This window comes from Lysobacter rhizosphaerae, from assembly GCF_054779795.1.
Genome location: NZ_BAAGXO010000007.1, coordinates 84,497 through 99,619, shown reverse-complemented (window position 1 = coordinate 99,619; position 15,123 = coordinate 84,497). Strand labels below are relative to the sequence as shown.

At 67.5% G+C, this 15,123-nt stretch carries 11 protein-coding genes; 3 read left to right on the top strand and 8 right to left on the bottom strand.

What is annotated here, in order from left to right:
* Positions 1-9: 9 nt before the first annotated feature.
* The 4 genes from ACYVGE_RS09615 to ACYVGE_RS09600 all read right to left on the bottom strand — a co-directional run bounded on the left by ACYVGE_RS09615 (position 10) and on the right by ACYVGE_RS09600 (position 8,389).
* A complete protein-coding gene (locus ACYVGE_RS09615; RefSeq protein WP_460729338.1) occupies positions 10-4,281 on the bottom strand; it encodes a protein kinase domain-containing protein in 4,272 nt (1,423 codons plus the stop codon).
* Positions 4,278-4,970: an RNA polymerase sigma factor gene (locus ACYVGE_RS09610; RefSeq protein ID WP_460729336.1), complete on the bottom strand. Its 693-nt coding sequence runs from the start codon at positions 4,968-4,970 to the stop codon at positions 4,278-4,280. The genes ACYVGE_RS09615 and ACYVGE_RS09610 overlap by 4 nt, the downstream gene beginning before the upstream one ends.
* A gap of 148 nt (positions 4,971-5,118) precedes the next feature.
* Entirely contained in the window at positions 5,119-7,632 is a 2,514-nt protein-coding gene (locus ACYVGE_RS09605) for a protein kinase domain-containing protein (RefSeq protein WP_460729334.1), read from the bottom strand.
* Between the two features lie 55 nt (positions 7,633-7,687).
* Complete coding sequence (locus tag ACYVGE_RS09600) at positions 7,688-8,389, bottom strand: RNA polymerase sigma factor (RefSeq protein WP_460729332.1); 702 nt, start codon at positions 8,387-8,389, stop codon at positions 7,688-7,690.
* Between the two features lie 214 nt (positions 8,390-8,603).
* On the opposite strand from ACYVGE_RS09600, the gene ACYVGE_RS09595 reads away from it, so the two are divergent.
* On the top strand, positions 8,604-9,656 hold the full coding sequence (locus tag ACYVGE_RS09595) for a metal-dependent hydrolase (protein WP_460729330.1): 1,053 nt from the start codon (positions 8,604-8,606) through the stop codon (positions 9,654-9,656).
* 72 nt (positions 9,657-9,728) lie between these two features.
* Here ACYVGE_RS09595 and ACYVGE_RS09590 read toward each other — a convergent pair whose 3' ends face one another.
* Positions 9,729-10,055: a hypothetical protein gene (locus tag ACYVGE_RS09590; protein WP_310054017.1), complete on the bottom strand. Its 327-nt coding sequence runs from the start codon at positions 10,053-10,055 to the stop codon at positions 9,729-9,731.
* Between ACYVGE_RS09590 and ACYVGE_RS09585 the strand changes: the two genes are divergently transcribed.
* Positions 10,048-10,323, top strand: a complete 276-nt coding sequence (locus ACYVGE_RS09585; RefSeq protein ID WP_460729328.1) for a hypothetical protein — start codon at positions 10,048-10,050, stop codon at positions 10,321-10,323. The genes ACYVGE_RS09590 and ACYVGE_RS09585 overlap by 8 nt on opposite strands.
* Positions 10,324-10,376: 53 nt before the next feature.
* On the opposite strand, the gene dusB is transcribed toward ACYVGE_RS09585, so the two are convergent.
* The 3 genes from dusB to ACYVGE_RS09570 form a co-directional block, all read right to left on the bottom strand.
* Positions 10,377-11,375 (bottom strand): tRNA dihydrouridine synthase DusB, encoded by a 999-nt coding sequence (gene dusB, locus ACYVGE_RS09580; protein ID WP_460729326.1) that lies wholly within the window; start codon positions 11,373-11,375, stop codon positions 10,377-10,379.
* Positions 11,376-11,492: 117 nt separating this feature from the next.
* A complete protein-coding gene (locus ACYVGE_RS09575) occupies positions 11,493-12,791 on the bottom strand; it encodes a NupC/NupG family nucleoside CNT transporter (protein WP_460729324.1) in 1,299 nt (432 codons plus the stop codon).
* A 135-nt stretch (positions 12,792-12,926) separates the two neighbouring features.
* A complete protein-coding gene (locus tag ACYVGE_RS09570) occupies positions 12,927-14,135 on the bottom strand; it encodes a GGDEF domain-containing protein (protein ID WP_460729322.1) in 1,209 nt (402 codons plus the stop codon).
* Here ACYVGE_RS09570 and ACYVGE_RS09565 point away from each other — a divergent pair.
* On the top strand, positions 14,130-15,101 hold the full coding sequence (locus ACYVGE_RS09565; RefSeq protein ID WP_457096602.1) for an aldo/keto reductase: 972 nt from the start codon (positions 14,130-14,132) through the stop codon (positions 15,099-15,101). The genes ACYVGE_RS09570 and ACYVGE_RS09565 overlap by 6 nt on opposite strands.
* Positions 15,102-15,123: the final 22 nt, after the last annotated feature.

Here is a 15,123-nt window from a genome sequence, read left to right as displayed (position 1 = left end):
ACAGCTGGATCAACGCGCGCCAGTTCGCGAAGTGGCCAAGCCGGGCGGGCTCGCGCCTCCGGCCACACCGTTCCCCAACGTGACAGCCAGCACCAGTGGACTGCTCCAGGCATAGTCGGTCGCGGCGAGTGCCAGCGATTGGACCTCGCGTTCGGGATGCGGATTTTCCAGGTGCACTGCATAGAGCCGCGCGACATAACCCGTCGTGTACGCAAGCTGGGACAGGTAGGCGAGCGGCTGCTCCGGCAGGTCGGTGCCGTCGTGCCAGAACGCCCAGACCTCACTGCGGGAATGGATGGGCAACTTCGCCACGCTGCCATCCCGATAGTGCAATTCGATCAGCGCATAGGGCACGGCGGCGAATCCCGGCGTGGTCGTGCGTCCCGTCAGGAGGACATCGAGCGCGGCGAAGCGCCGCATGCCGATCGCAATATCGTCGACGCGCTCGGGGTAGGGCGCGTTCAAGCTGGCGAGTGACGCCGCGACCCCGCAATCGATCCAGAAATCATGACCCAGCAGCGTCTGTCGGCCACGCGGCAGGCTGCGCGACAGGATGCGCTCGTCCAAGAACTCGAAGTTGCCATCGGTGCGGAAGTTGCAGTGCGGGCGCAGGTCGACGAAGCGCGGTTCACTGGGACGCAGTGTGGTCTGACTCCGCGTGGGTGCAGGGAACGGCGCCATCGACGTGACGCCAGGATCGACCTGATGCGGGTCAAGGCCTGCGGCAGGGCCTGCCACCGTCGGAGACACCGGATTCAATGCATCGACGGGGCGCCAGAGCGACGCCAACCTCACCACGTCGGTGGGCGCGCGCTCCTCGCTCGCCAGACGCACGACAAAACGACGCGCGAGGCTTTGCACGAGCAGGGTCTCGCCGTGCTGGTCCAGGGCCAGCTGCAAGGGCGGATCCTGCGGGTCGTCGATGAGTTGCAGCGGTGGCGTCAACCACTGGCCGCTCGCTGCGTCGAACAGCATGGCGCCGTGCCCGGTGCTGATTGCGAGGCGACGGCCGTCGCCGCTGCGGGCAAGCACACCTATCTCCACGTTGTCGGCGCTTCGCGCCAGCGAACGCAGGCCGTTGCTGGCGTTGAACCGCAACAGGCCCTGGTCTTCGGACAGCACGAATGCGCCCTTGGTGGCGGCCTCGACCCGCGAAGCGTGTCCGACCGGCACCTTCTGCTCACGCACCATCATGCCGTCGGCATAGCGCACGCACTTCAGCTCGTACTCACCAAGCAATACCCACACCAGGCCACCGGCGCGATCGACATCGGCGTCCATGATCTGCTTGCCCCAGAAGGCATCCGGATCGGTCACTTCGATCGGACCATTGCTCGCATAGAGCGCGCGCCGCGCCGCCAGCTGGTCAGGGCCGAATCGTTGCATCGACCGCTGCCGGACGAGCGTGCGCGCATCGAACACGTGCAGCTCGCCGAAGTGCCAGGCCAGCAGGTCGCGCCCGTCCGACGACAGGCGCATGCCGTGCAGTGGCGCGTCGAGCTCGATCGAACCCAGGCGCTTGCCGTCCTTGATGCCATAGCTCGCGATGCGTGCGCGGCTGCGATTGCCGCTGCGGATGATTTCGCTGGTGATCAAAACCGCACCATCGGGCGTGGCGAGCAGCCGGACCGGAGAGTTTTGCAGCACGATCGGCGCCATGCGTGCCATGCCGCGCTGCCAGTCGAGCACGTGCAGGGCGCGTCCGGCGCTTGCCACCAGGGTTCGCCCGTCGCCGAGCAGCAGGGCGAACCCGACTGGCTGCGGAAGGTCGATGCGCGGACCAGCAGCATGACGCGACAGTGCATCCATCACCCGGACATGATTGCCATCCGCGGCAACCACGTGGCGGCCATCGAAGGCGGTTTCGCTGGGTTGCGGTGGCCCCAGCCATGGCAGCGGCTGTTCCTGGTGCGTGCGCCACACCCGGATCTCACCGGTCAGCGTGCCGGCGGCGAGCAGGCCGGATTGCGGGGCCCAGGCATTGGAGCGGCCGTATCGCGTCGTCGGCAGCCCCGGGCGCCGGTACAGGCGCAATGCAGGCCCCGGCGTTTCCGGAATGCGCCAGACTTCCGCCTCGAGTTGGTCGCGGCTGAACAGCGTCCGCGACGCATTGTCGACCTCGACGCTGAAAACTCCGCTGCCCAAGGGCACGGGTTCGGAAAGCAGTTCGCGCCGTTGCAGGTCCCATACCAGGGCATGCCCATCCTCGTAGGAGGCCGCGAGCCACGCGCCGTCGCGGCTGATGCGCATCCACCCTACGCTGGCGGGTCGCTGCGGCTGCAAGGGTGTGAGCACCCCGCTGCGCGTATCGACCAGCGAGATCTGGCCATCGCGATGGCCCAGGACCAGATACCTGGCGTCGGGTGTAAAGATCCACGAGCGGACCATGCGGGCTTCTTCGAACTCGAACTTGAAGCGCGCCTGCAGCGTTTCCGGCGCCCACAGCTCGATCTTGCGGCCGCCGCCCCCCGTGGCGGCCGCGACATGCCTTCCCAGCGGCGCGAGCAGCCAGAGCGGATTGCCGGCGTCGAATGACCGCCAGGGGCTGACGGGGCGGCCGTCGGGCACATGCACCAGCCGGGTCCGCAGGCCGTTGGTTCGAATCAGGGCGAAGCCGCCATCCGGGCTGAAGGTCGCGTCGCGGAAATCCGGATCCGCAGGTGTCCACAGGGCGCCGGTCTGCAGATCGAACAGCAGCTGGTTGGCCCCGCTCGGGTAGGCGGCTTCGTCGGGAGCCGGGCGGGCGCCGAGCAGATGCCTGCCGTCGGTCGCCTTCCAGAGTTCCCCCACGTGTAGCGCCTGCACCATGAAGTGGGTCGCGTTGCGCGTCTGGGTCGTCCAGCGAACGCGCCCGGAAGGCACCTCGATCAGGCGCACCGCGCCGTCGTCACTGCCCGCCGCCACCCAGCTGCCGTCGTCCGCGAGCGCGAGGGTGAAGATCGGCGCATGCGCATCGAACACGCCGATCAATGCCGGCGACCGCGCGAGCAGGCTGCCGATGCGCGCGCGAGAGATGGCGGTGGCGTCATGGGCGCCGGCCGCCTCCTGTTCGATCAGGTTCTGCGCCAGCGGTGCCAATGCGTCCAGCAGTCCGCCCTCGCCGATGCTGCTCCAGGCCTTGTCGCTGCGCTGCGACCAGAGCTGCCTGCGGGCCTCGTCGGCGTTGCCCTCGGCCCGCCGCCATTGCTGGGTGGTCGCGAGCAGGCCGGCCACGAGCAACAGCACGGCGCTGCCGGCGGCCGTCGCCAGCCTGGGGTCGCGCCGCATCCAGCGGCCGACGCGCTGGAAGACATTCAGCGGCAACACGCTGACCGCGCGGCCCTCGAGGAAGCGGCCCAGGTCGTCAGCAAGCTCGCGCGCGCTGGCATAGCGCCGGGTCGGCTCCCGCTGCAGGCAGTGCAGGCAGATCGCCTCGAGTTCCGCCGGTATCCGCGCATAACGAGAGGGCCTGCGGATTTCGCCGTCGTGCAGCAGGCGCAATACGTCGGCGGTGTCCTTCGCCTCAAACGGCGGATGCCCGGTGAGCATCTCGTAGAGCACCGCCCCCAATCCCCATACATCGGTAGCGGGCGACAACGCGGGGCCGTTGACCTGCGCCTGCTCCGGCGCCATGTAGCTGGGCGTGCCGGCAATGCTGTCGTTGACCAGCGCCTGCTCGAGCCGTCGCGCGAGGCCGAAGTCGGCCACCAGTGGTTCGCCGCCTTCGTTGATCAGGATGTTGCCGGGCTTGAGATCCAGATGGAGCACGCCGAGGCGATGGGCGTAGTCCACGGCTTCGGCGATGGTCCGCAACATGCGCGCGGCCTCGCGCGGTGGCAGTGGCCCGTCGTGGTCGAGACGCTGCGACAGACTGCGTCCCCGCACCAGTTGCATCGCGTAGTAGATGAGGCCGGCGTGCTCGCCCATTTCGTGCACGACGACGATATTGGGGTGCTGCAGCAATGCGGCGTTCCGGGCCTCGCGACGGAAGCCTTCGACGAATTTCTCGTCCGCCCAGTCACCGGCCGACAGCAGCTTCAGCGCCACCTCGCGATCCAGATCGCGTTGGCGCGCGCGGTACACCACGCCCATGCCGCCGCGTCCGGCGACGTCGATCAGTTCGTAATCGCCGAACTCGCGTTGGGCCGGATCGGACAGGTCTATTTCGAGGATCGCCGCCGGTGGAAACGTGGACCGGGTCGCGTGCGTGGCCTGCGTCGCGTCGCCGAAGGCGAGTCGCGCCAGCGCCGGATTGAGCCACCAGCGCGTGGTTGATTTGCGATCGACGTCGCCTTCGCTCATGACACGTCAGGCAGAACGCTGCGCAACTCGGCCAGCTCCTGCTCCAGTGCCTCGCGGCTGCCCACGGTCTGCATCAGCTCCAGGCGCACCAGTTGCCGCAGCCGCTGACGCATACGGTGCGTCTGCACCGCCAATGTGTTCGGCCTCACATCCAGCCTGGCGGCCAGGGCATGCAGTTCGGCGGAGTCCGCGCGCTCACCCAACAGTGCGGAGAGCTGTGCGAACTGTTCGCGCTTGCCCGCGCGCTCCCACTCCGCCTCCAGGTGCGCGTAGGCGTTGGCGATGACGGTGCCGACCCACTCGCGGGTGAAGGCCTGTTCCGGTGAATCCACGGTTGCACCGGGTTGCGACAGCTCATCGAATTCCACGGTCCGCGCGATGTCGCGTTTGGCGGCGTGGTCGGCATTGCGCTGGTCGATCAGGAAGCGGCGCAACGAGACCAGCAGCAACGACCGGAACCGGCCGCGCTCGGGATCGGCTTCGCCATACCAGCCACGTTCGATGAAGCGCAGAAAGAAGGCCTGGGTGAGGTCTTCGGCATCGGCGGGCGCGTAACCGCTGTGGCGCACGAAGGCGAGTACCGGCGGACGGTAAGCCCGACACAGCTGTTCGAGCGCGTTGCGGGCCTGCGAGGGATGATCGCGCGCCGCGTCGATCAGGCTCCAGCGTGTGGTCTGGAAGCGGCTCATCAGGGTGGTGTCCGTTCCTCTACCCAGCGGGATGGGTGGCCGCGTCCTGTGCACGGGCACGCAGGCACTAGCAACAACGGGGGGCGGATGTGGCAGCGGCCATGCATGGATCCGGTATTCGCGTCCGCAAAGCAGCCATCCATGATGTCTATTCCCGGGTGGGCGGCGCCTGCTGCCTGCGCTCCGCATGCGGTGTGGCGCTTGCAGGCAATGCCGCGAGCTGCGCGCGAACGGCCTTGGCCCAGGGATGCGACGCGCCCCATCCTTCAGTGAAGATCGCTTCCGCGATGGCGTAGTGGTCGCGCGCTTCCGCGTAGCGGCCCTGGCGCGCGCGCAACTGGCCCATGCTGCGTTCGATGATGCCGCGGCGGACGTTGTTGTGCGGCAGCGTGTCGCGGGCCAGGCGCCATCCCTCCAGAAGATAGGGTTCTGCACGCGCGGGATCGTCGCGCTTGAGGTAGGCGCGGCCGAACGTGTCGAGGATGAGGACCACGTAGGCCCGTTGCCGGCGGCCGGTGCGATCGATCGACTGCAACGCCTGCTGCAGCAGCGGAATGGCCTCGTCCGTGCGGCCGAGCTCGACCAGCGCTTCGGCGACGCGATTCATCGAATAGTGCGTCCAGTTGTGATCGGGGCCCTGCACGCGCAGGCGTTCCCTCAGCGCGTGCTGCAGCAAGGGCAGGGCCTTGGCCGGCTGTCCGCGCTCCAGCTGGGTCAGGCCGAGGAAGTGGATGGCGGTCAGGGTCCTGGGGTGGCTGTCGCCGAGGGTCTCGGCCAGGCCTTCGTGGACGTTGCTGAAGATCGCATCGGCCTCATCCCACTTTCCACGCATCATGAGCATGTCGCCGAGCGACATCTCCTGCCACAGGTACTCGGGATGATTCGCTCCGAGCCGCTCGCGCGAGCGTGCCAGTGCTCCCTGCAGCATCGCCATGGCTTCGTCCCAGCGGTTGGTCTCGGTGTAGAGCTCGCCCAGCGTCGCATCGATCTCCGGCAGCATCGCCGGGGCATGCGCCGCGGCGTCGACGCGCAGCGCGCTGAGCTCCTTCACCGCCGGCTCGAAGCGGTCGATCTCATACAGCATCATCGCGTGGCTGCGACGCACGCGCAGGGTCGTTGGATCGGTGGGACCCAACCGGCGCAGCAGGACCGGGAGCGTCTGGCCATACACGCGTTCGGCTTCGGCGTATTGCGCGTCATAGGTCAGCGACTGCGCGAGGTACTCGGCGGCAGCCAGGGTGAGCGGATGTAGCGGGCCGAGTGAGCGGCGGGCGTCGGCGTAGGTACGGTCCATGCGCAGTCGCGCCTGGTGCCAATGGCCCTGGCCGATGTACGCGCGGCCGATCGACAAGCCGATCTGGGCGCGCGTTTCCGGCTGTTCGGCCAGGCCGCTGTCGAGTCTTGCTTCCGCCTTGGCCAGCATGGCGGCGACGCTCTCGTCGGAGCGGTACGGGTCGGCGGCCGCAAGCAGATCCTCGCTGATGAAGCGGCTGACCTCGCGCGCCGATGCCGCGCTGCGTTCCGCGCGTTGCCACTGCAGCGAAGTCGCCGCGATACCTGTTATCAGCGCCACCATCATGGCCCCGACCGCAAAGGCCAGCCTGGGCTCGCGCTGCATCCAGTGGCCGAAGCGTTGCCAGGCATGCAGCGGCCGCGCGCGTACCGGGCGTCCCTCTATGAAGCGGCCCAGGTCATCCGCCAGCGCGCGTGCACTGATGTAACGGTGCATCGGTGAGCGTGCCAGGCATTTCAGGCAGATCGCTTCGAGGTCGCGCGGCACCGAAGCGGAGCGGCTCAGCTTGCGCACATGGCCTTCGCGCACCAGGCGCAGGGTTTCTTCCGCGGTTGCCGCCAGGAACGGCGGCGTGCCGGTGACACACTCGTACAGGATGGTGCCCAGTCCCCAGACGTCGGTCGCGGGCGACAGCACGCCGCGCCGCGCCGCCGCCTGTTCCGGCGCCATGTAGCTCGGCGTGCCCGCCACGCGTTCGTTCTGCACGCTCAACGCCTCGCCGAGCTGGCGGGCCAGGCCGAAGTCGGCGATCTTCGGCATGCCGATGCTGTCCAGCAGGATGTTGGAAGGCTTGAGGTCGAGATGCAGCACGCCCAGCCGGTGGGCGTAGTCGACTGCTTCGGCAACGGTGCGCACCAGCGTCGCGGCATCGCGCGTGGGCAATCCCTTGAGGCGCGCGATGCGCTCGTCGAGGGTTTCGCCGAGGATCAGCTCCATCGCGTAGTAGAGCAGGCCTTCCTGCTCGCCGATCGCGTACACGCCGACGATGTTGGGATGGTGCAGGCCCGCGGCATTCCGCGCCTCGCGCTTGAAGCCGGCGATGAACTCCGGTGACGCCCACGGCCCCGCGGACAGCAGCTTCACGGCGACATCGCGATCCAGGGACAGCTGGCGGGCGCGATAGACGGCGCCCATGCCGCCCTCACCGATCCGCTCCAGCAATTCGAAGTCGTCGAAGAAGCGCTGCCCCGGATCGCGCAGGTCGAGTTCGAGCATCTCGACTGCGGATTTGCGTGAGTCGTTGGAACGGGGAGTGATGTTGCCGTCGCTGTGCGAGCTCATCAGCCACTGCGCCATCCGCGCCAGCCGCGCGTCGAAACTGCGCTTGGCACCGGGAGACGAGTCGCCACGGCGGTCGCCCGCGGTCATGGCGGCGGCTCGTGGGGTGGTGGCGGCGGCGACATGGGCTGGGCCTCGCGCTGGCTCAGCCCGTCACGTGGTTGAGGGTGTCGCGCAATGCGTGCAGCTCGGCATCGATCTCCTCGGGCCCGCTGCAGGTCTCGGCCAGCTCCTCGCGCACCACCTCGCGCAACCGCGCGCGCAGGCGATGGACGGCAACGGCGACCGTGTTCGCCCGCAGTCCCAGCTCTTCGGCGATGCGATGGTATTCGTCCGCCATCGGGCGTTCGGCCACGTAGGGGCTGAGCTGGTTGAACAGCTCCTCCTTGCCTGCGTGCCGGGCCTCGTTGCGCAGGCGGGCGAAGCTGCGCTCGAGCACGGTCAGGGCCCACACGCGCTGGAACACCCGTTCGGGGCTCTCCGTGTGCGGCGCCTCCAGCGCTTCGAGCTGGTCGCCAGCATCGAGGCGGACCATTCCGCCGCCGCGCTTGATCGCATGCGCGGCTTCATCGGCCGTGATGAGGAAGCGCTTGATCGCCAGCAGCAGGAACGCGCGGAAGTGGCCGCGCATCGGGTCGAGTTCGGCATCCCAGCGCCGCTCGAGGAAACGGGCGAAGAAGTCCTGGGTCAGGTCCTCGGCGTCCGCCGGCGAGTAGCCGTGGCGACGCACATAGGCGAGTACCGGCGCGCGATAGGCACGGCAGATTTCCTCGAGCGCGCCGCGGGACGTCTCCGCCTGGCGGGCATCCAGGATCAGGCTCCAGCGTGTCGTTGCGAATCGAGTCACGACTTCTCCGGATGCGTGCCATTCCCGCATCCGTGCGACGTATCGCGCCGTCGTCCTTAAGAAGAAAAACGAATTTGCAAAAGGGTGGAGGCCGTATTGATGGTGACTGAATCGGGTGACACCCGCCGCTGGGGCGGGGTGGCGGGGCGCATCGACCATCCTCGTCAATACGGGAAAGCGTGCCGCCGATTGCAAGCGCCGTTAGCATTCAACCATGGACTCGGTTACCCATCTGTTTGTTGGCGGCGCGATCGCCGCCGCCATCGCCCCCGCTTCGCAACGTCGTGCCGCCCTGCTGGCCGGCGCGCTGCTCAACAGCCTGCCCGATGCGGACGTGCTGCCGTTGCTGTTCAGCGGTGATCCCGTCACGCGCATGGTCTGGCATCGCGGCATGACCCATTCGCTGCTGTTGCTGCCGCTTGTCGCATGGGCTCTGTGGGCCTGGTTCAAGCGTCGCGACGGCCGCGTGGCAAGCGCGCCTCGCCAATGGTTCTGGATTTTCCAATGCACGTTGCTGGCGCATCCATTGCTGGATGCCTTCACCGTCTATGGCACGCAACTGTTCTGGCCGTTGCCGGTGCCGCCGGCGATGTGGTCCAGCCTCTTCATCATCGACCCCGTGTTCAGTCTCCTGCTGATCGTGCCGTGCGTGGTCGCCTGGTTCGCGCGCGCACGGCCGCTTGCCCGGCATGTCCTCGCCGCGGGCCTGGTGATGGCCGCGGCTTATCTCAGCCTGTCGCAGGTGGCGAAGTGGAAGGTGGAGCGCGATGCCGGCCGCGCACTGGCCGCGAGCGGCCTCGGCGATGCACCGCGTTTTTCCGTGCCGATGCCGTTCAACATCCTGCTGTGGCGCGTGGTGGCGATGACGCCGGGCGGCTTCGTCGAAGGCGAGCGCTCATTGGTGGCCGACCGCGGGCCGATGCAGTTCCGCGCGTTCGCCAGCGACGTGGAGGCGCTGGATGCCGTGCGCGACTACAGGGCCGTGCAGCGCCTGCACTGGTTCAACCACGGCTTCATGAAGGCGCAGCAGCGCGGAGGACTGCTCGTCCTGTCCGACCTGCGCATGGGAGCGGAACCCGATTACACGTTCCGCTTCGCGGTTGCCGAGCGCAACCGCGGAGGCTGGCGCGAGATCGCGCCGCAACAACTGCAATGGCCGTGGGAGGCCCGTCAACGGCTGGGCGCGATGTGGCAGCGAATTTGGATATCGCCACCGGCGAAGTCGCCGCCAACATCGCAACCCATTCCGGCATCGCGTGGAGGCTAGCCGGGCTGCCGGACCGTAACCCGGTCCCCTCGGGACCGACCCAGGGGACCGACCTTTACGGAGTAACGCCCTTTACGGGGTGAAGCTGTTCCTGTTCTCTTCGAGTGCCGCGAGCATGGCGCGAGCCTTGACGTCGGTCGAAGCGGAAATCAGGTTTCCTTCGTTCATGAGTTGCTCGTAGCGCCCTTCGCCGATGGCCTCGCGCAGCTTATCGACGCTGCGTGCATAGGTGTAGGGATATTCGGCGTACGAGGTGCGGTTGCCGAGGATCATCTCGACCTTGCGTTGGGTCAGACCAGTTTCCTGGGCGAGTTGCTTGCACGGATCATCACCACCGGCGAATGCCGGCGCGGCAACGACCATCAGTGCAACTGACAGACTTGCGAGCCTGATGTTCATGATTGCCTCCAGTGTCTTCTTCGTCCGGGATCCTGTGGGACGGGTTTGCCGCAAAGCCGATCCCGGCAAGTGGTATTTCGGCAAATCCGCGACGCGATTACATCGCCCGAACGACGGTATTACTTCTGGCTGCAGGAACAAGGATTTCGGTCGGCCCGACAACGCTGGTATGTCGATCGAGCAAGAACGATCAACGATTGGACGAATTGTTGCGCCAGAGGTGATGCATCGCACGCAACTCGTTTCAATTGCGACTTTTCTCGCATGACTTTGGTCATGCGTGCAACGGCATGGCATGGAAAATGCCGTAGAGCTTGCGCTCTAGGCGACGGCCGGAAGTTCCGGCATTACGCCCGCGACCAGCGCGTCGAAGTAATCGCGCGTGAGGCGCAGCTGCGCTTCCGCCGATTCAGCGAGGTTCACCACTGCGCGAAACGCCGCGTTTTCAGGCCGATCCTTCGCATACCAGCCCAGATGCTTGCGTGCGATGCGCACGCCGGCCTGTTCACCATAGAACGCATGCAGGTGGTGCAGGTGCGCGAGCAGGATGTCGCGCACTTCTTCCAGCGTAGGCGCGGCGAGGAATTCACCCGTGGCAAGGTGGTGTGCGACTTCGCGGAAGATCCATGGCCGGCCCTGCGCCGCGCGTCCGACCATCACCGCGTCGGCGCCGGTATGGCGCAGCACCAGCGCCGCCTTCCGCGGCGAATCGATGTCGCCGTTGGCGACGATGGGGATCGACAGTTGCGACTTGATTTCCGCGATCGTGTCGTACTCGGCGAAACCGCTGTACTGCTGGTCGCGCGTGCGGCCGTGCACGGCCAACGCGGCGATGCCCGCGGCCTGGGCGATGCGTGCGATGGCCAGGGCGTTGCGCTGGCCGGCGGCCCAGCCGGTGCGGATCTTCAACGTCACCGGCACCTGGACGGCCGAGACCACCGCTTCGAGGATGCGCGCCACCAGCGCTTCGTCGCGCATCAGCGCGGAACCGGCCCAGGCGTTGCACACCTTCTTTGCCGGGCAGCCCATGTTGATGTCGATGAGCTGGGCGCCATGGTCGACGTTGTAGCGCGCGGCTTCGGCCATCACCTCGGGCACGGTGCCGGCGATCTGCACGCTGACCGGGGCGGGTTCGCCCTCGTGGTCCATGCGATGGCGCGACTTGGCGGTGTTCCAGAAGCGTGGATCGGACGTGGTCATCTCCGACACGCACAGACCCGCGCCCAGGCGCTTGCACAGCACCCGGAACGGTTTGTCGGTGACGCCCGCCATGGGGGCGAGGATCACCTTGGGTGTGATGTCGAAAGCGCCGATCCGCATGCGCGCATTGTAGCGGGCACGCCACGGGCGCCCGTTCTGGTCATCGGCGCTGCGATGCCGACGCTGCAAAAGAAAACGGGCCGCGAGGCGGCCCGTTGTGGTCCTTGCGTGGCCGGATCAGCTGCCGAAGCTGGTCAGCACGCCCGCGATGGTCGCCGTCATGAATGTGGCGATGGAGCCGCCCAGCACGGCTTTCAGGCCAAGGCGCGCGAGGTCGTGGCGGCGTTCCGGGGCGAGGCCGCCGATGCCACCGATCTGGATCGCGATCGAGCTGAAGTTGGCGAAGCCGCACAGCGCGTAGGTCGCGATCAGCTTGCCATGTTCGGTCAGTACCACGCCCGGCGTCTTGCCGTTGATGATGTCGGACAGCTGCAGGTAGGCGATGAATTCGTTGAGCACGATCTTCTGCCCGATCAGGCCGCCGACCGTCGTCGCGTCCTGCCACGGCACGCCGATCACCCAGGCGACCGGCGCCAGCACGTAACCCAGCAGGGTGCCCATGTCGGTCGGCCTGCCCAGCATCGACGCGATGCCGCTGACTTCGCCCAGCCAGGTCAGCGGGGCATTGAGCATCGCGATGAGTGCGGTGAAGGCGAGCAGCATCGCGCCCACGTTCAGGGCCAGTCGCAGGCCATCGCCCGCGCCCGCGGCGGCGGCGTCGATGACGTTCGCCGTGCTCTTCTCGACTTCCATCTTCACCGTGCCGCGCGTGAGCGGTTCGCCCACTTCCGGCATCAGGATCTTGGAGATCACCAGCGTCGCCGGCGCGGCCATGATCGACGCGGTGAGCAGGTGCTTGGCGTAGTACGCCTGCTGCACCGGATCGCTGCCGCCGAGCATGCCCACGTACGCCGCGAGCACGCCGCCGGCGATGTGGGCCATGCCGCCGACCATGATCGTCAGCAGTTCGGACTGGGTCATGCGGCCGAGGTAGGGCCGGATCGTCAACGGTGCCTCGGTCTGGCCGATGAACACGCTGGCGCAGACGCTGGTGGTTTCCGCGCCCGACACGCGCATCACCTTGGTGATCGCCCAGGCCATGCCGCGCACGATCCACTGCATCACGCCGAGGTGGTAGAGCATGCCCATCAGCGCGGCGAAGAAGATGATCGTCGGCAGCACCTGGAAGGCGAAGATGAAACCGAACTTCGCCGGCTGGGACAGGTCGCCGAAGATCAGCTGGGTGCCGACGCCGGTGAACTCCAGCAGCTTGACGAAGCCGCGGCCGAGCGCATCGAACACATCCTTGCCGCCGGGCACCAGCAGCACGAGCGCAGCGAAGGCGATCTGCAAGGTGACGCCCGTCCCGACCAGCTTCCAGTCGACCGATTTCTTGTTGGCGGAAAACAGCCAGGCAATGCTGATCAATACGGCCAGGCCAAACAGGCCGAAGGCGACGCGCGCAAGTGCTTCCACTGATTTCCCCTGTGCCAGTGACGGCGTGAATGCGGCAGGGTAGCGGCGGCCGCTGGTACGGGCAACCAAGCCTTGCCGTTGCCGGCGTCGGGCCGCTGGATCCGGGCTCGAAGCGGTCGCGCCGGGGCTGATCCTTCAGCCGTCGCGCGCCACGACCCGGTTCCTGCCTTCGCGCTTGGCTTCCTGCAGGCGCTGGTCGGCGCGGCGCAGCAGGCGCGAGAGGTCCGTGCCTTCCTGCGGACAGGAGGCCAGGCCGGCACTGAGGCTGAGGCGGAAGGGTTCGCCGCCGCGCTCGGGTTCGAAGGGCCGCTGCAGCAGTTGCCGGCGCAGGAAGTCGACGCGCTCCCACGCGCTGCCGATCGGCTTGCGCATCAGCAGCACGAATTCCTGGCCGCCGATGCGCACCAGGTTCTCCCCGGGTTCGGCCGCCTCGCGCAGGATCGACACCACGTGCTTGAGGGCGCGATCGCCCGCGCGGTGGCCGACTTCATCGTTGACCCGCTTGAAGTTGTCGAGGTCGATCAGGGCCAGCGACAGGCTGCTGCCGTCGCGTTGCACGGCATCGATCACGCGCGGGAAGCGATGCAGCAGCCACACCCGGTTGGGCAGGCCGGTCAGGCCGTCGGTACCCGACATTTCCACCACGCGTTGCATGCGGAACGTCACCATCACGGTGATCAGCGTGGTGATCGCCAGCAGCACCACCCGCTGGCCCTGGGTGCCAAGGGTCACCGCGCCGTAGTCGGCCGAGATCAGTTGTTCGGGCGAGCTGGCCGAGGAAATCGCGATGGTCGCCAGCACGATGTATTCGACCAGTGCCAGCACGCCCGCGAACAGCGTCACGCGCGCGTCGCCGCGCAGGGCGGTGAGCACGATGGCGAGCAGGTAGCCGCACCACACCACCATGCTGTTGAGGCCCGACGGCAGGTGATTGAGCGCCAGCACCACCAGCACGGCGCTGGCGGCCGTCACGTCGAACGCGGAACTGGCGAACGGCAACCAGCGGTGCCGCCGTTGCCGGCGTGCAAGCGCGAGCCATACCAGGGCGAAGACGTTGACCAGGACCGCGCCACCCAGCCCGATCATCGTTTCGCGCACGCTGCCACCGCCGGCTGCGTTGATCAGGGGCAGCAGCAACAACAGCAGTGCGATCACGGAACGCAGGCGGGCGACGATGAGCTCGCCACCGGACCCGACCTCGAGCATCACCTCGTCGGGTTGCGCGAAGAGCAGACGCAGCGTGTCGCGGATCTGGCGGGCAAGGTGCACGTAGGTCTCCACGCGGGTCGGGGCGGGCGTAGCATGCACGCCATCTTGGCCGATTTCACGGAGTTCCTGATGCATTACCGCCGCCTGGGCTCGTCCGGCCTGCAACTATCGGCCCTGTCGTTCGGCGCCTGGCTGACCTTCGGCGCACAGGTGGGGCGCGGTGTATCGCGCGACCTGGTGGCCGCGGCCTGGGATCACGGCATCAACTTCTTCGACAACGCCGAGGGCTACGCGAACGGCAATGCCGAGACGGTCATGGGCGACGTGATCGCCGACCTGCGCCTGCCGCGCGACGGCTACTGCGTGTCGAGCAAGGTGCTGTTCGGTTCGGCGGTCGACCCCAATCCGACCCAGAAAGGACTCTCCCGCAAGCACGTCACCGACGCCTGCCATGCCGCGCTCCGGCGCCTGCGCGTGGACTACCTCGACCTTTACTACTGCCATCGGCCGGATCCGGATACGCCGGTCGAGGAAACCGTGTGGGCGATGGATGCGCTGATCCGCCAGGGCAAGGTGCTGTACTGGGGAACGTCGGAATGGCCGGCAGCGCTGATCCGGGAGGCGCACCGGATTGCCCGCGCATCGCACCTGCACGCACCGACGATGGAGCAGCCGCAGTACAACCTGCTGCATCGCGAACGCGTCGAGCTGGAATACGCACCGCTGTATGCGGAACTGGGCCTGGGCACCACGACTTTCTCGCCGCTGGCCTCCGGCCTGTTGACCGGCAAATACGCCGGCGGCATGAGCGAAGACGCCCGCCTCGGACGTGAAGGCATGGGCTGGTTGCAGCGCATCGTTGTCGGTGACGGCGACGCGCACCGCATCGAGCGCTCCGCACGTTTCGCCGCGGCGGCGAAGGAGCTGGGCCATGCGCCGGCCACGCTGGCGATCGCCTGGTGCCTGCGCAACCCGCATGTGTCGAGCGTGATTCTCGGCGCCAGCCGGGTCGAGCAACTCCTGCAGAACCTGCAGGCCCTGGAACTCGAGCGGCAGCTAGGCGAGGACGAATGGGCGAGGGTGGAAGCCGCCGCGGCGTGATCGCTCTTGGCGTGATCACCCT